Here is a 22,814-nt window from a genome sequence, read left to right on the forward strand (position 1 = left end):
AATAATCATAAATAACTTGTAAAAATATAAATTTTATGGTAAAATAAATGCATTAAAGTTAAAGGAGACAAAACTATGTCTGGACAAATTCGTGTATCCCCAGAAACGCTACAATCTCGTGCTCGTGAATACGGAAAAGCGTCAAATGATATTAATACTATTTTGAACAATCTTCAACGTCTTCAAGACACACTTCGTACTGAGTGGGAAGGTGCAGCATTCCAAGGTTTTGACAACCAGTTTAATGAATTAAAACCTAAAGTTCAAAACTTTGCAGAATTGATGCAACAAATCAATACACAGCTCGACAAGACAGCTCAAGCAATGCAACAAAATGACCAAGATTTGTCTCGTAATTTCGGTCTTCAATAATAAAACATCTGGTAAGGTTGGGGTGGAGTCCTCAACCTTTTTATTTTGGAATTAAGGAGATAATATGAATCGTAAAACATTGATGGCAAGTGGAATTGTCTTACTAGTAATGGTGGCACTAATAACATTCTTTGCGGTTATTAAGCCAAATTCATTAAGTACAACCTCGTCGGATAATGTTGTTCAAAATACTACGCTTAAAATTGCAGCAGTAAATGAGGATACAGGTACAACCTATAATGGACAAGTGCTCAATATGGGGACTATCCTTCTACACTCCTTTGATTTAAATACAAACTACGAAGTAGAAGTTGTATCAAGAGCAATTGCTGAAAGAGGATTAGAAAATGATGCATATCAATTGATGATTGTTCTACCAAGCAAATTCTCGGAAGAGGCTCTCGCCTTGGAACAGTCTGCTCCAAAGCAAGCAAATTTTCAATATCAAATAACATCAGATGAACAGCTAACTGTAAAGCAAGCCGAGCAAGCTGTAGTAGATTTCAAAAGTTTATTCAATAAAGATTTAATAAATATCTATTTTGCAAGCATCATTGGAAATTTACAAACAGCTCAAGCTCAGGTTAATGAAGTTGTTTCAAATGAAGGGAAAGCTTTAAACTCATACAATACGCTATTGGTTGATCCGCTGGTTCGTTATTCTAAACAGTTTACGGGCTTGGCGACTTCTCCTACAGATTTATTATCAACCTTCTCTGCATTTAACAAGGATTTGTCAAACTCAAATGATGCATTTACTTCTATCATCAATGTAGACAAATCATATGAGACTGAATTAGAACAGATAAAATCATTCCAAGAAGCTTGGCAAACGTCCATTCTTACAAGAGAGGAAAATCTTCATGCTTTTGAAGAGCAAATCTCAAAGTTAAATGTTGATGAAAATTTAACCAGTCTCAATCAAATTAATGATCATATTGCGACAAACCTTAATGAACCAGCTGTATGGAAAGAAACATCTGATAGAGTAAATGCCTATAATGAGGATATTACAACACTTTTGACTCAATTGAAAGAGTTAAATACTACAATTGATACTACCTTATCAAACTACGATTCCAAAATATCTGAAGCTGTTGAGAGTTCTCTAGCTGACAACAGTTCTGCTTTATCTAGTGCCAATCAAACATTAGGGAGCTACATTACAGCTCTGAATAAAAGTATGTCTGAACAGATCATTGCCAAGTGGCCGAGCAGAATGTATAGTGATGAGTCACTCGATGGATTGTCCTTATCGAATTCAGATAAACAGCACTTGAAGAATGTTAATTCTTTTATGGTTTGGTATGCGAACAAAGAAAAGTTACCATTACCAGCAAGTGTCTCAGCGACATATGAATCTGAGGCGTTGAATCATATAAGAAATCAGATTATATCACAGGTTGAACAACGTCGTGAACTGGCTTTGCCAACTCTAGAAGGAATGCTAAAGACTGTTGATATTCACGTTCCAAGTGGTTTTCAATTATTAGTAGAAGGGTTCAATCCCGTAAAAGTTAGTGATACCCACTATCAATTATCTTTTTCAAGTACTAACGATACACCAGCTAAGTTTTTCTATTCTCTAGCTGTCACAGATCAAAGTAAACTTTCAATACTAACACCTGCCGATGTTTCCTTCTCGTTCACAACAGAAGAGGAAGTAGAGGTTGTCAAACCAGGAGAACCAAAAGAAATTAGTAGAGAAACACAGGTAGAATCTACACCAGTACCAGCAACAGAAACGACCTCTGCAACTACAACTAGTGAGACAGTGGCGACGGAAACAGAGACGACAGAAACCACCGCTCCAACAACTGCTTCAAATACAACAAAAACTGTCACTATCACGTTGGCGAATGAGACTGAAAAGAAAATGGTACAGCGACGTTATGAAGTGACAGACTCGATATCAAATTGGAGTTATGACCCGACGTCAATGTCGAGCGAAATTTACAAGGATGTTCAAGAGTATCTGCAACTTTCAGGGGTAGTGACAGCTTATTATGGATTGAATTTAACCCAAGGTAGTTATTTATCGACAACATTTACACCGCTAGAAGGGTCTCTGGCTTCTTTAGCTAACAGTGATGATTTGAAATCAATCGTTACTAACCTCATAAAAACCACAACTGTTGAGGCATTTAGAGATGATTTAAAAATTTCTGACGAAGAATTGAATGAGATTGAAAGTCGCTTAGCGGAGGTTGACTCCTTATTGGCTTCAATTGAAGGGCTTCGAACATCAACTACGGATTTAATATCACAAACGGGAAGTTTGATTGAAGAAACGTCAATTATTCAGAAAACACTTCAAGATAAGCCAGCATTTACTGATACAGAAAAACGAGAGAATACGGATATCGTCACTGTAAGTATGGATATGAATTCTGATCTGACTGAATTGATGGCTGCAAGCCAAAGTCTCATGGAAAAAACAAAGTCCAATCAGGCAGTTGCAGAGACAATTGAAAGCAGCATGCAACAACTCTCAACGGACGTGACAACACTAGAGACTGATGGTGAATCATTGAACACTCGTGTTAATGAATTACAAGAAATTATGGCAGGTCAGTATGGGACCAATGAAGAGTTTCTTCAACAATTTTCAACTGTATTAAGCAATACAAAGATAGGTAATCAGAAAAATCAAGCTGTTTATGACTACCTCTCAAATCCTGTAGATGCCTCCAAAATTGAAAATGTATTGACGGTTGCATCTAGTTCAACAAGCGGGGAAACACGTCAGGATGATCGAACCAGCTTAATGCTCATTCTGATTGGGTATCTGATTAGTCTAGCTATTGCGTATCTTTTACAACATTCGGATATCCAAGGATTGCAGGAACGATTTAAGTTGACTCAACGCCTGTCTTGGAAAAATGCGACAGGTCCCGTTCTATTCCTCTCTATTTCATCTTTCTTGTCAGGTGCTATTCTTGCACTGGTTACAGGTTATAAATTAGACTTTTCAATCGGTCAGACAAGCCTCTTTATCTTTTTAATGGCTCTTATTGTCATAAATATGACTTATGGTGTCAATTTGTTATTAGCGAAATTGAAAAGTTTTGGCTTCTTAATCGGCGTAGCACTGTTAATGCTTTACCTGAGTACAGCAACTCAACTATTTGATTCATATTATGTATATTCAACGAAGTTTCTTGCATCATTCTCCCCATTAAATTATCTGGAATTAATGATACGTAATTATATTAATCAACAAGGGGAACTTTCTATATCTGTTAGTCTTTTGGTTGCTTTGGCATTAGTCTTAACCGGGGTGTCAGTTTTGCTTTATCGAACAGTTTCAAGGGAGTCTTAAGATGAAAAAATGGCTATTTTGTGGGTTGGTTTACCTGTCATTTCTTGGAGGACAGCTGGTTTATGCAAATGATGGTTCATTGCAAATAGACGCTAATTTAACGACTACTGCTGAAAAATCTGAAATTAGTTATATCGAACAGGAGAGCGACTTGGCAAAATTGTTTCAATCAGAAACAGAAAAATCTATTTCTGAAGTGCAAGAGGAAGCTGAGCAGTCTTATCGATTAGATAAACAGGGTCTTTTTTTACACGATATCCAGACAGATAGTGTCATTGAGACCTACCAGCCCCTATTGTTTACTTCTAAGACGATGGTACATCGTAATGATAGCTATGGAGTGTCCCTGACCGAGAAAAAAACGGGATTATCTTTACAGATGCTTCTAATAATTGTCTTGGGAATGACTGTGACTTTGTACTCATTGTTACGTAACAAACGGAGAGGAAAGTAGTAAGATGAAAAAGTATCGATTATTTATCAGTATTTTAGCAACAATAGCAATTTTAATTTTAGGAGGGTGTGGTATGACTGAGAGCAATAAAGAAGTAAAGTATAAAGAAGAGCAGGATAGAATGGTGGAGTATTTAGCTCAGAATTATGAAGGTGTTGAAAAAATTGAGTTTATAAATTTTGAAAAGAATAATACTACAGGTACATGGAGTAGTGATGCGATTGTTAATGACATTTATTATATAACCATTAGCCTTAATGGATTCGGGGGAGAAATAGATGTAACTGAACATATTTCTAGAAGTAAAGGAAATGAGTTACATCTGAAAAATGGGGAGGAAGATATAAATACTTCAAAAATACAGAAAGTTTATTTTGAGGAATAGAGAATGATAACACATAAAGATTATAATAGGATTGCTGACAAGGTTTATGCGGTAGATAGTGGCAAAGAGGCTTTTCCAATTGAAAAAGGAGATAAAATTTTAGGGAAAAAATTCCAAGTCCTCGCTGTAGAAGACAATACTGTCAACGGCATGCAGGCTATGGCTGTAGCGCCAGTTGTTAACTGTGATTAGGAGATATAAAATGAAAAAACGAAGAATTTTTATCAGTTTAGTAGTCGCAATGACAATTTTTATATTAGGAGGATGTGGAATGACGTCACAGAAAGAAACATTGACGAAAGAACAACAGGATAATGTGGTTAGATGGATTGCAAGGGGGTATGAGGTTGATAAGGTAGAATTTACAAATTTTACAAAAAATAATTCAACAGGAAGTTACTTGTTAAGCATTTAAATAAATGGTGAAAGGAATCTTAGGACAGTATTTTCAACGTATAGCTTAGATGATTTTAATAACCAAAGTGGTGAAATTGGACTAGATCCTATAGAAGATTTTGAACCTTTGTTGAGGCATAATCCTAAAAATAAAAATGAGAACGTTAATATTGAAGAGATAGAAGTTATATACTTGGGTGAGTAGTATGTTGATAGATAAACAAAATAGTAGATTAGCAGAACAGTCTTATTGGGTCGATAGTAATATAGAAGGGGTTGATTATAGACCCAAAGAAGCTGGCTAGCTTAATTATAAGATAAGAGGAGGAATCCATGAAAAACTGGAAAAAATTGTTAGCACTGGTCGTTGTTGGAATGTTAATGGTGTTAGGAGGTTGTAGTATGTCTAGAAGTAAACAAACAGTAAGTAAAAAAGAACAAGACAGAGTAGTTCAATATATTATAGACCATATTGAACTTGTCGATGGCGATTCAATAAAAAAAGTAAAATTCACAAAAATTAAATATGAAGAAATGCCTGGAAGTTGGTGGATAACAGTAGAGATTAATGGGCAATACAAACTCTCATTATCTGAAGGAAAACTCGGCGGAGAGATTAGGACATCCCGTTTTTCTTCAAAAGAGATTAGACAAGTTGATAGCACAGAATTAGTATCGCAAGAAAGTAAAGTGGATGTTTTATACTATGAATAAGGAGAAGTATCATGATTACCGAAAAAGATTATAACTCCATATCAGAAGATGTTTATCAAGTAGACTCTGGAAAAACTTTGGATATCATTAAATTAGGTGATACTGTAGCCAACGGTAAATTCCAAGTCCTCGCTTTAGAAGACAACACCGCCAACGGCATGCAGGCCATGGCAGTTGCGCCAGTGGTGAATGGGCTAGTGGACTATGATAACATAACCATTGCTTACGCGGGGACAAATTTTTGGGATGCAAAAGACCTCCAAACAGATTTTAATAGTGTCATAGGTGGTCAGAACTATTTCGAGACAGCTCCTCAACTTCCTTCCGATAGTCAGGTTGATAGCGCGCTTGCCTTTGCTGCTGAGATTCGTCGAAGATACCCTCAAGCAACGATAGACACCACAGGGCATTCACTAGGTGGTTATCTAGGTCAGATGGTTGCCATTAAAAATCAATGGGCTGCGACAACCTTTAATGCCCCAAATCCATCCAATATGCTAACTAAGGATGAAATAGCCTGGGCTAAAGCAAATACTGACAAATTGGTTAGCTATCGCAACGAAAAAGATTGGATAGGAAACTATGGTGGTGATCCACTTGGAATTGCACGTGCTATTGCCCCTTACAAAGAAAATGATATTGAGGGACTTGATTTTTTGCATCATCATGGGCTCTCTACTTGGCAGTTTGATAAGCATGGCAACTTGGTGGACAAGTACGGGCTAGTAGTGGATAAGAAAAATTATTATGCAGAGGCGGATATTAATTCTGATGGGGTAGAAGATATTACTTTGTCAGCGACTAATACGACGGCTCGTAATCTATTTCTATCAAGTGGTGGTATTGATCTATCTGGTAGTCAGAGGTTCAAGATAAGTCCTGATACACTAAGGATGTTATCAAGCAATCTAAATATGTTGGCTCTGACAGAAATTCCAGCTATGATTAAAGCTTGTCAACTTTGCCAAGAGAAAAACGAAAAAATAAAAGGTGACTTTGAAACTCGTAAGCAAAAAGTGGAGGAAAGCATTGTCCAACGCTTCAAAGAGACCCGGTTAACAGAGGTGTTTTATAAGATGCATGAGTCGGTGGGTCAACTGGTTTCAAAACGCTCGATTTTTGAACAGCTAGCCTCTCCAAAAATGTTGCGCAATACTATTCCATACCCGGCATATTTTAGTTCAGGAGCTTATTTGGAGTTATCCCCTTATAATAGTACTTTGAGTCACCTTAGCTCTTATAGTCAGACATTGTCCCAACAAGCCACTTCGGAACAGTCTAGTGGTTTTATCTTGATTAACCCAACACCAAGTGTTTTGAAATCATCAGATATTCTAGAAGAAACGGCTAAGAACCTCAAAAAGAAAAGTGAAACAATCTTTGAAGGAACAGGTCTTCGTGAAGGGAAAAAAGATGGGATTAGTGAATCCTTAACAGAGGTTTTGAACATCGAACAAGCCAATCTGTCCCAGTTAAGCTTGGCTGTAGAGAACGTTGCCCAAATGACGTTGGGGCTTGCTGACCATTTCCAAACTATGGATGACTGGCTAGGTAGTCAGATACAATCAGGGGGCAGTCTTGAAGGGTTAACCGTTCAAAAAGTTCCAAGGTCCTATCAAGCATATCTTGAAGAAACGGGTATTTTTGATGATGTCAAGGATGTCTTACAAGCGTTTGATGAACAAGTCGAACGAAAAAGTGCTATATATGCAAAGGATGTGTCAACTGGATTTTCAACAGCCTTTCAATCCGTTCAGTCCTCGCTTGAAAGATGGTCAAATCAGTTAGAGAACTTTAATCAGTCGGTTTCTTCAATAAAAAGTTCATTTGAAGTAGATATCTATATTGATAGGAAGACCAAGGTAGACAAAGGATTTAAGATGAAGAGAGAGTACTGGGGGAATCTCTCTAGGTTATATGATTCCAATCTGAAGTCATCAATTAGGACAGCAAACAATGAAATCAAGCCGCTAACTGAAAAATTGGTATCGGCATTGGAGATAACCAAAACAGCTCAGAGCGATCTACAGAACATGAAACCTCAGTTGAAAGCAATCATTGAAGAAGGGGTCTACGTTGCCTTTGATTTGGATGAAATTGTAGCCAGTCAAAAAGTCATCCAGCAACAAACTGCTAGAATTGGACAAGAATTATCTTACGTTATTGATACCTTAACTTCTCAAATGTCCGGTGAAGCCATCTCAACACTTTCACTTCAATTAAGTCAAGTTCGAACATTAACTGGTTTTTTCAATCAACTAGTTGGAGAATGTTTTGGAAATCAAGATAGCACCCTTCCAAGTATGCCTAGTGGCGTCATTAGTCCACAGGCAAGAAACTTTTCTTTAAATCCTTCATGATAGGGAGAAACGAAAATAGTTTCTCCTATTATTTTTTCTACTGAAGGTATATTTTTGATAAGTTCATGATATAATAAATAGTGAAATTAATTTAGGGGGAGTGGCTTTTTATGAATGAGTTTATCATGATTAGCTTAAATTGTAATCCTTTTGTGTCACAAGAACTGGACTTACGTGTACCAACTCATTTGACATTGAAAGAACTCTTACAGATTGTATCAGAAGCTTATAATTTAGGATTTGAATTAATCAATCCCAGTGCTAGAGATCATCAGTCTGGTCAAATACTAACAAGTACGAGTCGGTTAGAACTACTAAAAGACGGAGTATTACTACAATTGGAAACTTTATAAGATGGAGACAGGTATGGAAACACAAAAACGTGAATTAGTTGTTGAGGATGTGAAAGGAAATCGTGAGGTTGCATATGCCTTATTGACTGCTCATCATCCTCTTTTTGTTACTCAAAAAGTAGCTGAAGAAGAAAGTCGGTTGATTATTGAAAGTGAATTGACAGAGGAGTTGTATGATTGGTCTTTACTGGAAGGCATGAATGCACAAGAAAAATTGCGTCATTTACTGAATATTGGGGAGCTTTACAGTGACTTAGAAGATTCCATTTACACTTACGAATTATCACCAGGCAGCCTTGTATTTTCACGCAATGCGGAGCCTCGTTTCATCTTTAGAGGGATAAAAGAACAGCTCCCTCCCTATGAAGCTGTTACAGATACTGCCTTTCTAACTTCCTTTAAAGCTATGATTGTCTCTTTGATGGACAAAAAAGCGACTTATGATCAATTAATGGCAGGTAAACTCCCATTTTATAAGGGAAATCTTTTCTGTGAATCGATTGTTCAGGCAGAATCTCTTCAGGAAGTTCAGGAATTATTACTAGAAAAATACAACATTGAAAAGCAAGACATCACGGAAAACTTTTCACTTATTAGAAATAAGTATATTTCTCGATTAAAATCCATAACTGCTTTAGTTTCTATTGCTACGGTAGTATCCCTTGCAGGAATCCTCTATTTCTTACTGTTTGCGATGCCACGTCAAGAAATGATATCCTCTCTCAGATTGGCGTTTATCAATAAAGACTATTCAGGAGTTGTGACGGTAATAAAGGATGCGGACTCTAAATCTCTTAGTCAGGATGATAAGTTTATTAGTGCCTATTCTGTTATCATGACAGAGCCCTTGACGGAAGAGCAAAAATCTGAATTGAGTAAGATTTCCACTCAATCAAATGAAGATTATTTACGGTATTGGATTTTGATTGGTCAAGCAAAAATTGATGAAGCAATGGATATTGCAAGTTATTTGGATGACCCTCAGTTAATGATGTATGGTTTGACGAAGAAAATAGATGAGGTGCAACGTGACTCAGAATTATCTGCTGAGAAACGGACAGAACAATTAAATAGCTATAAGAGTAAGTTAGAAGAATTGAAGAAAACCTATTTGACTCCTGAAACGGATACTCAAGCATTAACAGAATCGGAATAAAAGGAGAAGAAGATGCATTATTTAATCTATGAACAATCCGTTTATACCCTTTATCCGGAGAGGAGTTATCAACTTGGTATAGATGCTGAAATTGTTATCCCTACTAAGGATGAAATTGTTTTAACTGTTGACCACGAGGGGGTTCGTTTACTAGGACAATACTATACAAGTGGACGGTATGATATTTCCGTAACAGACGAGCTTCAAATAACGCTCCTATCGTTTGAAGAAACCAAATACTATCTGCTAGATGACAAGACCTTTCATTTATCAGGGAAACTGGATGCCCTTCTTTCTCTTAACGGATTTAATGGAGAAATCGTTGTAACAACAGAGGAGAATAAGCGGTATCTCCAAAGTACAATTCCTTTTTACCTAAATGGTCAATTTGTATCTGGTAAACATCACATTCAGGATTATGATGAATTACTTTTTGAGCAAGGACTGGTACTTCGTTTTCAAAAGCAAGTATTACTAGTGCAGACGCTATTTACAATAAAAACCAAACTGGTTGAATTAGCGGAAGTGACAGTAGAGGATCGAACGAGTGATTTTCACCGTTCACCAAGGATCATTTTACGTGAGCCAGAAGGAAAAGTTACGATTGCTTCGGCACCAACAGAAGATGAAGGAAAAAAACAATCTCTCATTAAATTGTTGTTAACTCCTTTGGCGATGATTCTATTTACAGGTCTGACCTATCTCTTTTCATCGGGTGGAGGAATGGTCATTATGATGATGGGGATGTCTTTGGTTACTATAGGGACATCCATTCATTCCTATTTTTCAGATAGAAAATCCCATAAAGAAACTCAGAATAAAAAGATAAAAGAGTATATGGAGTATTTGGATACCAAATATGAAGATTTGGCTCAATACCGCAGTGAACAAAAAGAAGCTCTTTTTTATCACAATCCAGATACATCAACGATACTTCAGATGGCTGAGAAAACTGACCGTCGAATTTATGAGAAAACACCTTTCCATTTCGACTTTTTGAGTTATCGTATTGGACTTGGTGATGTGCCTGCTAGTTTTCAAGTTGACTATGCAGACTCAGAGTTAACAAAATATAACGAAGAGGCTGGTCAGAAAGTTCGAGAATTACTTAGCTACTATCGCTTAACAGAAGACGTTCCTATTACAACGACAATTTCGAGTCCAATTGGTTATATTGGTACCCGTCGTGTCGTGATTGAGCAAGTTCAGCAATTAATGATGCAAATTGCAACTTTCCAAAGTTATCATGATGTTCAGTTTATTCCGATTTTTCGAGAGGAGGAGTTGTCATTATGGAATTGGAGTCGTTGGTTGCCTCATACAAAGATAAAAGCGCTGAATAGTAGAGGGTTTGTCTATAGCCAGCGGACTCGAGACCAGTTATTGACCTCACTATACCAAATCATAAAGGAACGAAAACTAGATAGTGAGCAGGATAAGGGGAAAGAAAAAGTATATACACCTAGATATATCTTATTGATTACAGACTTGAGCCTCATGCTCGACCATAATATTATGGAATATATCAACGAAGATCTTTCAGATCTTGGTATTCACTATATCTTTGTAGAAGAAGTGATTGAAAGTTTGCCTGAACACGTTAAAACGGTTGTTGACTTCAGAGGTGACAAAAAAGGTACTTTGTTGCTTCAAGATGGTGTCTATGTCAATAAAATCTTCACACCCCATCCTGCAGTTGCTTTGTCAGAAAAGGATAACTTTGCTCGTCATATGGCAGCAATAAATCATGTCCAAACCTTGCGTAATTCGATTCCAAATAGTATCACTTTCCTGGAAATGTATGGAGTGAGTCGCGTAGAAGAATTGAATCTATTGAAACGCTGGGAGGAAAATGAAACCTACCAAACGATGGCAGTTCCACTAGGTGTTCGAGGTCGAGATGATATTCTCTACCTCAACCTTCATGAAAAGGCACATGGACCTCATGGTCTCATTGCTGGTACAACAGGTTCAGGGAAATCAGAACTTGTACAATCTTATATCTTATCTTTGGCTGTAAACTATCACCCTTATGAAGTAGCCTTTCTGTTAATTGACTACAAGGGTGGAGGAATGGCTAATCTCTTTGCGGACTTGCCACACGTCGTTGGTACCATTACAAACTTAGATGGTAACCAGGCCAATCGAGCACTTGTTTCGATTAAGGCAGAACTTAAGAAACGTCAACGAATTTTTCTTGAAAATGACGTCAATCACATTAATCAGTATACCAAGCTCTTTAAAGAAGGTAAGGTTAAAGAACCACTCCCTCATCTATTGATCATTAGTGATGAGTTTGCGGAATTGAAGGCGAATCAACCAGAATTTATGGATGAGTTGGTTTCTACAGCCCGCATTGGTCGTTCTCTTGGGGTAAAACTGATTCTTGCGACACAAAAACCAAGTGGGGTTGTAAATGATCAAATTTGGTCCAACTCCAAGTTTAAAATTGCTCTTAAGGTACAAGATGTAGCGGACTCACGAGAAGTTATTAAGACCCCAGATGCGGCAGAGATTACTCAAACTGGTCGGGCTTACTTGCAAGTGGGGAACAATGAAATTTATGAACTGTTCCAAAGTGCTTGGTCTGGAGCTGACTATAATCCTGAAGGTAGAAATAGTGTCCAACGTGATATGACAGTCTACGAAATCACAGATAGCGGCCAGTACAATGCCATCAATAAAGACTTGAGTGGACTAAACAAACAAAAAGAGACCAAGGCTGTTCCGACAGAATTGGATGCCATTGTGGAAGAAGCGCATGAACTGTTTGAGGGTCTCCATATTCCGAAAGTAGCTAGTCCGTGGTTACCACCATTAGCGGAAAAAGTTTATGCCAAAGATTTGGCTTCTGTAAACTTCAAGGACTACTGGGGAACTTCAGACAATCTTCAATCCATCTTAGTGGGCTATCAAGATATCCCTGAGCGTCAAGAACAATCACCGCTCTACTTTGATATGGAGCAACGAGGACACATTCTATTAGTCTCTAGCCCAGGTTTCGGGAAATCAACCTTCCTACAAAACTTTGCGGTAGATGTCATGCGAAAACAAACGCCAGCACAGGTCCACTTCTATCTCTATGATTTTGGGACTAGTGGCTTGATTTCGCTATCAGATTTCCCACATGTGGCAGACTATTTTGCTTTGGATGAGACAGAGAAAATCATGAAATCTCTTCGCTTCTTGATGAAAGAAGTGAAAGCTCGTAAGCGCGCCTTGTCTAAAGCCAAGGCAACGAACCTGAGTCAGTATAATCAGCTTTCAGAAGATAGTTTTCCTACTATCTTTATCGAGATTGATGGCTTTGATAGTGTCATGGATGCACCGTTCTCAGATGCCTTCTATGATGTCTTAAATGTTATTGCTCGTGATGGTGCGTCACTTGGTATCTATCTAATTGTGACCCTATCTCGCCTCAATGCCATGCGTTTGCAGCTACAATCAAACTTCAAGACTAAGATTTCCCTCTTCTTATTTGATAATAGTGACCTGTCAGGTGTTGTCGGGCGGTCCAACATTCCTTTGGATGAAATCAAAGGCCGAGCTATTGCCAAGTTTGATGAGATTGTCCAATTCCAAATGGTACTACCTTATAGTAGTGAACACTATACAGATTACATTAAGGAAGTTAAGACGGAAGTTGAGGCAATGTGCGCAGCCTATAGTGGACCATTTCCAGCTGGTATACCAATGTTGCCAGAAAAGGTTACCAAGGAGGTTATGGCAGATAGCTTAGCGATGAGCCAAGACTTTGTTTTGGGACTTGAGAGGGAGGCTGTTGAGCCAGCTATCTTGAGTTTTGAACGTCCAATCCTTATGGCTTCAGATAGCCCTGCTTTTGTGAACAATTACTACAAATTGCTGGAATATCATTTGAACCGCTTGTCTGGCGTATACAATACGGTAATTCTGGATTCTAGTCAGCGGTTATCAACAAACTTCTTTGAAGGAGTCCAACGCTTTGATAGCTCTTTGGAAGTTGAAAATGTGATGAAAGCTATTATTGATGACTTCAAGAAACGCCTATCTAATCCAAGTCCAGATTATCCGAAGTGGTTGATTTTGATTCCAGATGTGGCAGCGACAGCTATGGCATCTGGCTTGAGCGAAGCAGACTTCAAACAGTTACTGGTCGAAGGTAGCCAGCATGGTGTGACCTTATTGTTGATTGGTACTTATCAAGACTTGGTATCAAATACCTACGATACTTTTGTCAAATTGGCTAACCAAATGGTGGAACAAGTATTCCTTGGCATGCGAATCAGCGATCAGAACCATACACGCTATCCATATATTAATAACGAACCAGCTCTGAGACCAAATCAAGGCTATATCTTACACCCAGAAGGGTATGAGTTTATTCAATTATTAGAACTATAGAGAGGACAGAAGATGTCAGAAATTACAATGTTACCACTAGGAAGTGTCGTTATTTTAAAAGGGAATACCAAAAAAATGATGATTATTTCTCGTGTCATTGCGGCACCAGTCAAAGGTGAAGTCTATCGTTTTGATTATGGTGCTTGTCTCTATCCTGAAGGATTGATGGGGGATAGTCTCATCTACTTTAACCATGAAGATATCTTAAAGGTTGTTCAGGAGGGATATACGGATGATGATAACGAGATAATGTTAGAAAATATTGCCAATATTTTAGCTACAACGGATATTCCTAAAGGAGATGTTGCTACACTAAATGAGGTCAATGGCATCGGAGGATAAGAATGGGTAAAGTTGATTATAACCAAGTTTATCAGCTTCAGGGGCAAGTTAATAGGCATCGTTCGAGCATTTCATCCGCAAAAACCACGATTGCTTCAATTGATGAAAAACTGCAGAGGCTTCGCTCAGTAAAAAAATCAATCGGTAATATTCAGAGTGATGTTAATGATATTAAAGTATCTGTCATGTTGAAAAAAGATCAACCAGATTGGAAAGGCCAGAAAAAGAATGATTTCCAAAAAAGTTGGAATGACTTTTCAGGAAGCTATAGAAATTTTCAAACAGAAATGAATACCTTTTATGACGCTATTTGTGATGAAATTACACGATTAGAGAATCAAAAGAATGAGCAAAATGGGATTATTGGCTGGTGTCAAAGTCAAATCAATAACCTTAGTAATGCGATAGAGAAGCTATTCCATACGAAAGAGGGGTGAAATTCATGTTCGGAACGATACAGTTATCAAATGTTGCGTTTGGAAGTCATGTGATTAGCCTTACTTCCGCAAAAGAAAGTCTTGCAGGTGTCAGTAGTACGTTGCCAGAAACGACATCAGACTCTAAAGTGATGAAGCTTTATCAGGAACAGTTCAAGGAGCTTTCAGCTCTTGTAATAACCTACGCTTCGCTTTTGGAAACGGATATTGCTTTGATTTCACAAACAGGTCAGGAACTGGTTCACACAGATAATGTTCTTGGACATGCTTTATTTTCAGGATTAAATTAGGAGGGGATGATGGGCTATAAAATCAAATTCGACGATATCACCTCTCTCCAGATTAGCACCCAGACAACCATTGGTTCATGGGGTGAGTCTGTTTCTAGTCTGAATACAGCTATGTCAGGTTTCATCAATGACCCCAACCTCCAAGGTCAAGCAGTTACGAGTATTCGGACTTATCTGAGCGAAGTTCACGGCACGTTCTTGCAGACATTAATCAATCTGATGAATGATTACTCGCTAGTCTCTTGCTTTATAAGGATGGTTATTATAACATAGACAGCAACAACCATGCAGAGTTGCCAGAGAATACCTTTACGACGTTACAGTCTGACTTGAAGACGTCACGAGATCATCTGAAAAGTCAGATTGAATTATTAAATACCGCCAGGTCCAAAATATCTGATTTGGTATCTTACTCTGGAAGCAGTCACACCAAAACCATCCAGCATTATAACTTTATTATTAATGATATTAAGACCTTAGATGAGTCAATCAAGCAATATGAGAGTAACCATGCTAGTCATGATTTGTCAGCTTTTAAAGAGTTGCTCGCCTCAACAAAGGCGCTCTTGGCGGAGTATAGTAATCGCCCTAGGACAGTGGCAACCTATCAATCCGGGGATATTGGTCGTTTAACTAACATTGAGCGTTTTGCGACAGCTTATGAGGCAAATCATCTTAGCAATAACGCGGAGCGCTTACAAGCTGCCCAAGAACGAGATCAAGCACGATTTGAAGCTCTGGCAGCGGAAGAGAGAAGTAAGCAGGGTTGGATAGACTTGGCTTTAGGTGCAGTTCAAGACTTGGTTAACAATACTTATGACAATTATGTTAAGATGATTGTCCACTTGGTGGGGCAAGTGTTCTTAGGTCAACGGATTAGTGATCAAAATCATACCCGTTACCCTTATATTAACAATGAACCGTATCTGAAATCAAATCAAGGCTATTTACTTTGCCCAGATGGCTATGAATTTGTCCAGTTGTTGGAAGTATAGAAAGGAAAATCTATGTCTATTTTTGGTTGGTTTGGTGGTGGAACACCTACAGAACAAAAAAGAGACCAGTATAAACGCCTTTATAATAAGCTGTTGTCCTTGTCTCAAGACTTTGATAGAAAAGAGAAACAGTTAAGTCAGCGTGTTGATACTTACTTATCGAATCGCCCTAATATGGAAGCGAGCTATATCCCAGAGGATGTTTTTTCAGATAGTGAATCAACTGCGAGGTCTAAGGTTGTGCTTCTCAAATCACATCAGACGAGTGATGGAGCCAAATTAGCTGAGGCGGTATCTGCGGCTTACAGTAGGTATCAGTATTACCATCGTTTAGCGATTCAGGAAGCTGAGGAGCGTAGACGAGAAGCAGAGCGTCGCCGTCGTAAGGCTGAAGAAGCAGCGAAAAAGAATCGGGGGTAATTCATGGCAGAATTAAAAATAACTTATTCGGAACTCGAAACAGCTTTGCAATTATCTAAAGATATCAATAAAGAGCTAGCTTCTTCGTATCAAACGGTTGGCGAACTACGCTCTTATTTGGAAAGTGCTGCGTGGAGTGGGCAAACGAAAAACGCCTTTATGACTTATTTGAACCTTATCTATCAGTATCACAATGATTTGATTGGTATCATGAAAGAACATGAAACAGCAGTAACGAGTTTGAAGCAATCCATTGATGACTATAACAGTTCATCGGAAGTTGCCTCAATAAGGGGGTAGTCTATGGCAGGAACAGATTATTTTTCAATCTATGAGCTTTATTACCTCATTGGAGCCTTTGATGGCGATACCTTGCTTGGTCTGCCAGGTTTAGATGAGCTTTCCCTCCCTTCAGGAGCTGTTTGGGAGATTGCCCATGAGTCATTAAAGGCTAAAGGTCTTGTCGGAGATGATGATGACCTGACCAAGGCTGGATTTGTGGTTGTGGAAACCTTGAAGGATTATTGCACGGGTTATTCTCTAACTGTTGTTAATAATGCTTATGTTATGCTGACGGGTAATCACGGGGAATCGGTTATCTTAATTGATAGCCAAGAGGGGTATCAGTTATTGCGGATAGGCCCACTTGCTCGGCTAGCTTTCTTTCAAGAAAAATTACCGTCTCTTTTACTGAGAGAGCCTCAGGCGGATGAAGGTGATTTCTTAACCAAGGAAGAGGCTCTCTCTCCAGAAATCGAGGAGGCACTAGCTGGTGATGACACCGTTGTTATCCAGCACTATCCGCTTCGTCAGATGCTTGAGTCCAAGCATCGGGACGATTTGGTCGTGTCTTGGTTATTCCGAGAGATTGATGGTCGTTTGTATGGGGTTGAAACGTCTAAACAAGTGTTACAACGGTTTAGCCAATACTATTTTCTAGAACGGTGCTACACTTGGTTAGGAATTCCCTTTAGAGAGGAGGATTTTGCTTGATGGGTAAAGAATCAATTCATCATGATAGCGGTGGTGCATCCAGTCAACAGATTGTTATGAATGTCGATGAGATGCATGAGATTATGCGTTATCTGACCACCATAGAGCTATCCTTTCAACAGCGTCTGGCTCCGAAACTCCAAGCCTTGTCCCAGACTAAATACTATGAGGGTGGTGAGGCTTCTAAGGCGATGGAACATTACGCTAAGATGCTTAACAAGGTCAATGAGGTTGGTGATTTGTACAGTCGAGCCAATAGTGAGGTTTTCTACCTGATGAATCAATGGCTGGAACAAGATAAGGTTCTGGCACAGAACTTCCGAGATAGTTTGCAGGGCGGTGGACAATTGGCTGATAATTTGAGGCAGTTGTTCCCACCAGAGGAAGGAGGAAGCTAATGACAAAAAATGTTGAGCTTCATCTTCACAAGTGGAGCAAAATGAAGGGTGCTTTAGGCTCTGTTACTGAGACTGGCTCCGGTGGTGGTTTTAGTGGTAGTCAGGGCTTTGCGAATCGGATCAAGTCTCTGGTTGAGATTACGGAGAAGGCCAAACGGACCATCAATGAGTTGGATGTGGATGGGGCTATTGGCAATCTTTACTTCCATGATGACCATGTGACGGCGATTAGCTTGCAGTCTAAACTGACCGCTTTAGAAACCTATGCTGGTAAGGTGCAACAGTACCTGAAGGATAAGATTGACCAGCCTTTCTACGAAAAGCTGGACAAGGTAGGGAATCGGCTAGAGGCTTTGAACATCAGTGATTATAAAACCAGCAACCAGATTGGGTTTAAGAAAACTGAGGTCATCTATAGCGAAGCTGGCCAGTACATGGGTACTCGGGAAAACTTGGCCAAAGAAGTTGGTCTCAAGGAACTTTATCAGGTTGACAATCCCTATAAGAAACGGCTTCAGGCCATGTATGAGGCCTACAAGTCTAGCGATGACTATAAAGAGAGCAAGCTGAGCGAGGAGGATTACCTCTTTGCCAGTCATCAGACCCGAGCTTTTACTTATCATTCCCTTAATGATGAGAAGGCGGCTTTTGAGGGGAAACGAGACCTTCTTTTAGCGGCTGGTGTTGTCATTCTGACTATTTTCTGTCCTCCTGCAGGAGCTGTGGCAGGCGTTGCTTTGGCGGCAGCGGACATGTATTCAGCTGCTTCAGGTAAGGACTGGATGACCGGTCGTGAGCTTGATGATGGTGAGCGCTTGATGCGTGGAGCCTTTGCCTTGTTTGACCTTGTGCCAGGTGTTGGTTACCTCAATGACTTGGCTAAGACAGGTAAGGTGGCAGGTTTTGCAGGCATCAAGGCAAGCCTTAAAACCAGCTTCAAGGAAGGTATGGAGCAGGCGGCTAAGAATGTGGATAACTTCAAGGTTGTTCTTAAGAATGCGGATGACTTTGGGAAGCGAGTTGTTCGTCAGTTCGATAATTTTGGTAAGCAATTCACAACATTTGGTCTTGATTTAGTAGATGAATCATTCCTAGGATTATCCAAGGCTGCTCAAGAAGGTTTGGAGAGAGCAAAGACTTTTTCGTTAAATCTTCCTACGATTGGTGTTTTCGAAGATGCGATGACAGGTCAGCGCATGATGATGGCTGATGTTGTGGAAACAACAGTAGGTGATACAGCCATAGGCAGTAAACTAATCACACCAGCAGAACAATTTGTCAAAGGTGCAGGAGATAAGAGTTTAGATCGGCTTAAATCTCGTCATCACTTCTATACGACAAAAGAGGAGTTTATTGAACTCTTGAAAAAAGGTGGTATACCAGAGTATCTCGGTGTTCACTCGGTTGACGATATTCTAAAACAGCAAGACCTCATTGGAAAAGTTGATGACGGTGTCGAAGAACTGTTGACCAATATGCGTAAGGGTAACTATGGCGAGATGACCACTGATGAAATTTTCCGTCAACGGGGTTATGAGCGTATCAGTTTGGACATCACTGCCGACCTTGATAATGTTACACACCACGGCATTGATGGTGTTTACTATAATCCAGATGGGCATCCGCCGTATATTATCGCGGAAGCTAAGTATGGTGGCTCGCGGTTGAGTTATCTGAAAGATGGCACTAAGCAAATGGAGAGTAAGTGGATTGGTGATAGATTGGTTGATGCTTTGGGAGAGGAGCAGGCTAGAGTGATTACTAAAGAGATTAAGCAAGGCAATGTAGGAACACAGTTGGTTAAAATAAAGAAAAATGGTCACATCAGTATTGATAATTTGGATATTGATGGGAATATTATACGTCCGTGAAAGGAGATTAAATAAATGAGAGATAAAAAGAAAAATGAGGATTATTTTTACCGATTGCAACAATTCTATCAATTAAACCTAGAGGAAGATATTTCATTAATTCCTAATGTAAAGAAAGAATATTTGAAGGATCATTTTCGTGACTTAGTTAGAGAATATGAAACCCTCTTCAAAATCGGCTACTCCATTGGAGTTGAGATTGATAATCTATTTGATTATTATAAAGGTGCATTAATTTATTTGGACCAGGTTGCTAATGAGGGTGTACCATTTTATAGAGCAGTTGATGTATTTGCTTTGGGAGTCCTTTATAGTGATCGTAAGGAAGAGTTTATTGATGTATTAAAATCAATTTATGATCAATTAACACATACCGATGGTGTGATTGAGTACTATATGGCTTATCTGTTTCATGACAAAATTGTCCCATATCGTTCAGTTTTAGAGTATCAGAATATGATTGGTGATGATTTTGACAGTGTTCAAAAAGCCCAAGGTTTTTGGTATTATGAACATTCAGATGCACCTTGGTATGAGACACATCATTATGATAATCGTGGTTACTATGGTTACTGGGCTTTTGATACGGCGGCAACTTGTAAAATCAAAGGTATTTTTGATGAGCGATTGAAAAATTTAGATTATTTCCCTTATGATTTGTTGGTGCAGGAGTAGCAGTAATTAGCAGAGCTATTTTTCAGCTCGCTATTTTTCCAAAAGATCACTATAAGATGTTTAACAAGGTCAATGAGGTTGGTGATTTGTACAGTCGAGCCAATAGTGAGGTTTTCTACCTGATGAATCAATGGCTGGAACAAGATAAGGTTCTGGCACAGAACTTCCGAGATAGTTTGCAGGGCGGTGGACAATTGGCTGATAATTTGAGGCAGTTGTTCCCACCAGAGGAAGGAGGAAGCTAATGACAAAAAATGTTGAGCTTCATCTTCACAAGTGGAGCAAAATGAAGGGTGCTTTAGGCTCTGTTACTGAGACTGGCTCCGGTGGTGGTTTTAGTGGTAGTCAGGGCTTTGCGAATCGGATCAAGTCTCTGGTTGAGATTACGGAGAAGGCCAAACGGACCATCAATGAGTTGGATGTGGATGGGGCTATTGGCAATCTTTACTTCCATGATGACCATGTGACGGCGATTAGCTTGCAGTCTAAACTGACCGCTTTAGAAACCTATGCTGGTAAGGTGCAACAGTACCTGAAGGATAAGATTGACCAGCCTTTCTACGAAAAGCTGGACAAGGTAGGGAATCGGCTAGAGGCTTTGAACATCAGTGATTATAAAACCAGCAACCAGATTGGGTTTAAGAAAACTGAGGTCATCTATAGCGAAGCTGGCCAGTACATGGGTACTCGGGAAAACTTGGCCAAAGAAGTTGGTCTCAAGGAACTTTATCAGGTTGACAATCCCTATAAGAAACGGCTTCAGGCCATGTATGAGGCCTACAAGTCTAGCGATGACTATAAAGAGAGCAAGCTGAGCGAGGAGGATTACCTCTTTGCCAGTCATCAGACCCGAGCTTTTACTTATCATTCCCTTAATGATGAGAAGGCGGCTTTTGAGGGGAAACGAGACCTTCTTTTAGCGGCTGGTGTTGTCATTCTGACTATTTTCTGTCCTCCTGCAGGAGCTGTGGCAGGCGTTGCTTTGGCGGCAGCGGACATGTATTCAGCTGCTTCAGGTAAGGACTGGATGACCGGTCGTGAGCTTGATGATGGTGAGCGCTTGATGCGTGGAGCCTTTGCCTTGTTTGACCTTGTGCCAGGTGTTGGTTACCTCAATGATTTGGCCAAGACAGGCAAGGTAGCAGGCTTGGCAGGCATCAAGGCAAGTTTGAAAACCAGCTTCAAGGAAGGTATGGAGCAGGCGACTAAGAATGTGGATAACTTCAAGGTTGTTCTTAAGAATGTGGATGACTTTGGGAAGCGAGTTGTCACTAAAATTGATGATTTTGGAAAACAACTTGACATTTTAGTGACTAATAAGGTATCATCACTAGCTGACAATGTTGCTGGTAAACTTCGTCATGCAGATGAGACAATCAGCACCGCAGCACAGAATTTCCGCCTTAATATTGGTTTAGAACCACAATTGATTGATGGCTTTATGCCAACTCCGCCTCCAGGGAAGTTGTCTGGACTAGCGGATAACATCCAAGCCTTTGCCAAGAATTTGGATGGCAGTGTGGATGAGGTTATGGAGAGTGGAGGTAAACTGAGAGATAATATACTGTCGCTAGATTTATCAGATACAGGTATTTTGAATACTAAGCCTAAAAACTCTCCAGCACCACAAAAATGGTTGGATAAAGGTGGAAAAATTGAAATAGATTATAGTAAGCTTCCGCCTGAGTGGATTTACACGGACTGGGAAGGTAATATTATTAAATATACAGATGGCTTTCCTGATTTTAAAGGTGCCGGCTATGTTAACCAGGAAGTTTTGTTGGAAGAAGGATTCGAGAGTCGGACACGGGACTTTGCAAAGGCAGACAAATTAGCCGAATACCCAAAATCCTTAGATGCAACTTGGCACCATCATCAGGATGGTAAGACTCTACAGGAAATTGAAACAAGAATCCATGCTCGATTTACTCATAAAGGTGGATTCGCTTTGAGAAAAAAATAGGGAGAAAATAAAATGCATCAATTTAATTCACTTGGGAATACTATGTCAGAAATTCAATTGTTAAAAATTGCAGAAGAAATGAATGTAGAATTCCCTAAAGATTATAAGGATTTTTTGTTACAAGTAAATGTTGGTATTCCAAATGAAAAATATTTATCTTTTTTCATTGATGAACTGAAAGAGGAGGTAATTCTCGGTGTATTATTGGGCTATTCAGAGAATAAAAACTTTAGCTTACTGGACTGGCATTTAGAATATCGAGATGAACTTCCAGATGATTCATTTATATTTGCTACAAGTTATGATGGAGGACTGTTTGTGATGATTACAGTAGGCGAAAACAAAGGTATCTATTTTTGGGATCATGCGTTTATTTTTGAAGAATCCTCAGAGGAATCAAATGTTTATTTTTTAAAAGATAATTTTACAACCTTTCTAGAAAATTTATACTATAACAAGATATAGGGGAATTATTCCTAGAAAGTAGTCTCTCGCTTTGCCTTATTTGATTTGAATCCTGGTGTTGGCTATATGA

General features: G+C 39.1%; 25 protein-coding genes. All 25 read left to right on the forward strand.

The window, feature by feature from the left end; translation table 11 throughout:
* The first annotated feature begins 75 nt into the window (after positions 1 to 75).
* The 25 genes from J5566_RS06840 to J5566_RS06960 all read left to right on the forward strand — a co-directional run bounded on the left by J5566_RS06840 (position 76) and on the right by J5566_RS06960 (position 22,744).
* Positions 76 to 372 (forward strand): WXG100 family type VII secretion target, encoded by a 297-nt coding sequence (locus J5566_RS06840; protein ID WP_044693326.1) that lies wholly within the window; start codon positions 76 to 78, stop codon positions 370 to 372.
* Between the two features lie 64 nt (positions 373 to 436).
* Positions 437 to 3,694: a type VII secretion protein EsaA gene (gene esaA / locus J5566_RS06845; protein ID WP_208562665.1), complete on the forward strand. Its 3,258-nt coding sequence runs from the start codon at positions 437 to 439 to the stop codon at positions 3,692 to 3,694.
* Position 3,695: 1 nt separating this feature from the next.
* Complete coding sequence (locus tag J5566_RS06850; RefSeq protein ID WP_208562666.1) at positions 3,696 to 4,148, forward strand: type VII secretion EssA family protein; 453 nt, start codon at positions 3,696 to 3,698, stop codon at positions 4,146 to 4,148.
* A 4-nt stretch (positions 4,149 to 4,152) separates the two neighbouring features.
* A complete protein-coding gene (locus J5566_RS06855) occupies positions 4,153 to 4,533 on the forward strand; it encodes a DUF1433 domain-containing protein (RefSeq protein ID WP_208562667.1) in 381 nt (126 codons plus the stop codon).
* A gap of 3 nt (positions 4,534 to 4,536) precedes the next feature.
* The gene (locus tag J5566_RS06860; RefSeq protein ID WP_208562668.1) at positions 4,537 to 4,725 is read left to right on the forward strand and encodes a hypothetical protein; all 189 of its coding nucleotides are present in this window, start codon (positions 4,537 to 4,539) and stop codon (positions 4,723 to 4,725) included.
* A gap of 10 nt (positions 4,726 to 4,735) precedes the next feature.
* Positions 4,736 to 4,948: a hypothetical protein gene (locus J5566_RS10530; protein ID WP_244228974.1), complete on the forward strand. Its 213-nt coding sequence runs from the start codon at positions 4,736 to 4,738 to the stop codon at positions 4,946 to 4,948.
* Between the two features lie 314 nt (positions 4,949 to 5,262).
* Complete coding sequence (locus J5566_RS06870; protein WP_172067381.1) at positions 5,263 to 5,643, forward strand: hypothetical protein; 381 nt, start codon at positions 5,263 to 5,265, stop codon at positions 5,641 to 5,643.
* A gap of 11 nt (positions 5,644 to 5,654) precedes the next feature.
* Entirely contained in the window at positions 5,655 to 8,003 is a 2,349-nt protein-coding gene (locus J5566_RS06875; protein ID WP_208562669.1) for an SA1320 family protein, read from the forward strand.
* 110 nt (positions 8,004 to 8,113) lie between these two features.
* Positions 8,114 to 8,356, forward strand: a complete 243-nt coding sequence (locus J5566_RS06880; RefSeq protein ID WP_044693335.1) for a MoaD/ThiS family protein — start codon at positions 8,114 to 8,116, stop codon at positions 8,354 to 8,356.
* A 13-nt stretch (positions 8,357 to 8,369) separates the two neighbouring features.
* Positions 8,370 to 9,512, forward strand: a complete 1,143-nt coding sequence (gene essB / locus J5566_RS06885) for a type VII secretion protein EssB (RefSeq protein ID WP_244228975.1) — start codon at positions 8,370 to 8,372, stop codon at positions 9,510 to 9,512.
* A gap of 12 nt (positions 9,513 to 9,524) precedes the next feature.
* Positions 9,525 to 13,895 carry a type VII secretion protein EssC gene (gene essC, locus J5566_RS06890; RefSeq protein WP_208562671.1) on the forward strand — a complete coding sequence of 1,457 codons (4,371 nt, stop codon included), beginning with the start codon at positions 9,525 to 9,527 and terminating at the stop codon, positions 13,893 to 13,895.
* 12 nt (positions 13,896 to 13,907) lie between these two features.
* On the forward strand, positions 13,908 to 14,237 hold the full coding sequence (locus J5566_RS06895; RefSeq protein WP_105137954.1) for a DUF4176 domain-containing protein: 330 nt from the start codon (positions 13,908 to 13,910) through the stop codon (positions 14,235 to 14,237).
* Positions 14,238 to 14,239: 2 nt separating this feature from the next.
* Positions 14,240 to 14,674 carry a YwqH-like family protein gene (locus J5566_RS06900; RefSeq protein ID WP_044693341.1) on the forward strand — a complete coding sequence of 145 codons (435 nt, stop codon included), beginning with the start codon at positions 14,240 to 14,242 and terminating at the stop codon, positions 14,672 to 14,674.
* Positions 14,675 to 14,679: 5 nt separating this feature from the next.
* Complete coding sequence (locus tag J5566_RS06905; protein ID WP_044693342.1) at positions 14,680 to 14,964, forward strand: TIGR04197 family type VII secretion effector; 285 nt, start codon at positions 14,680 to 14,682, stop codon at positions 14,962 to 14,964.
* Positions 14,965 to 14,973: 9 nt separating this feature from the next.
* Positions 14,974 to 15,237 (forward strand): T7SS effector LXG polymorphic toxin, encoded by a 264-nt coding sequence (locus J5566_RS06910; RefSeq protein WP_208562672.1) that lies wholly within the window; start codon positions 14,974 to 14,976, stop codon positions 15,235 to 15,237.
* Positions 15,207 to 15,959 carry a hypothetical protein gene (locus J5566_RS06915; RefSeq protein ID WP_208562755.1) on the forward strand — a complete coding sequence of 251 codons (753 nt, stop codon included), beginning with the start codon at positions 15,207 to 15,209 and terminating at the stop codon, positions 15,957 to 15,959. Before J5566_RS06910 ends, J5566_RS06915 begins: the two co-directional genes overlap by 31 nt.
* Before the next feature lie 12 nt (positions 15,960 to 15,971).
* Positions 15,972 to 16,379 carry a hypothetical protein gene (locus J5566_RS06920; RefSeq protein WP_105111020.1) on the forward strand — a complete coding sequence of 136 codons (408 nt, stop codon included), beginning with the start codon at positions 15,972 to 15,974 and terminating at the stop codon, positions 16,377 to 16,379.
* Between the two features lie 3 nt (positions 16,380 to 16,382).
* A complete protein-coding gene (locus J5566_RS06925; protein WP_044693354.1) occupies positions 16,383 to 16,679 on the forward strand; it encodes a WXG100 family type VII secretion target in 297 nt (98 codons plus the stop codon).
* A 3-nt stretch (positions 16,680 to 16,682) separates the two neighbouring features.
* A complete protein-coding gene (locus tag J5566_RS06930) occupies positions 16,683 to 17,372 on the forward strand; it encodes a DUF5081 family protein (protein WP_208562673.1) in 690 nt (229 codons plus the stop codon).
* Positions 17,372 to 17,770: a hypothetical protein gene (locus J5566_RS10535; protein WP_228475849.1), complete on the forward strand. Its 399-nt coding sequence runs from the start codon at positions 17,372 to 17,374 to the stop codon at positions 17,768 to 17,770. Before J5566_RS06930 ends, J5566_RS10535 begins: the two co-directional genes overlap by 1 nt.
* Complete coding sequence (locus tag J5566_RS06940) at positions 17,770 to 19,641, forward strand: pre-toxin TG domain-containing protein (protein ID WP_208562674.1); 1,872 nt, start codon at positions 17,770 to 17,772, stop codon at positions 19,639 to 19,641. The genes J5566_RS10535 and J5566_RS06940 overlap by 1 nt, the downstream gene beginning before the upstream one ends.
* 15 nt (positions 19,642 to 19,656) lie before the next feature.
* Positions 19,657 to 20,316: a PoNe immunity protein domain-containing protein gene (locus tag J5566_RS06945; protein WP_208562675.1), complete on the forward strand. Its 660-nt coding sequence runs from the start codon at positions 19,657 to 19,659 to the stop codon at positions 20,314 to 20,316.
* A gap of 56 nt (positions 20,317 to 20,372) precedes the next feature.
* Positions 20,373 to 20,561 (forward strand): hypothetical protein, encoded by a 189-nt coding sequence (locus J5566_RS06950; protein ID WP_208562676.1) that lies wholly within the window; start codon positions 20,373 to 20,375, stop codon positions 20,559 to 20,561.
* Positions 20,561 to 22,279, forward strand: coding sequence for an HNH endonuclease (locus J5566_RS06955; RefSeq protein WP_105111022.1), 1,719 nt, complete (start codon positions 20,561 to 20,563; stop codon positions 22,277 to 22,279). Before J5566_RS06950 ends, J5566_RS06955 begins: the two co-directional genes overlap by 1 nt.
* Positions 22,280 to 22,291: 12 nt before the next feature.
* The gene (locus J5566_RS06960; RefSeq protein ID WP_105111023.1) at positions 22,292 to 22,744 is read left to right on the forward strand and encodes an SMI1/KNR4 family protein; all 453 of its coding nucleotides are present in this window, start codon (positions 22,292 to 22,294) and stop codon (positions 22,742 to 22,744) included.
* Positions 22,745 to 22,814: the final 70 nt, after the last annotated feature.

The sequence above is a fragment of the Streptococcus suis genome (assembly GCF_017601095.1).
In the GTDB taxonomy this organism is placed as follows: domain Bacteria; phylum Bacillota; class Bacilli; order Lactobacillales; family Streptococcaceae; genus Streptococcus; species Streptococcus suis_Z.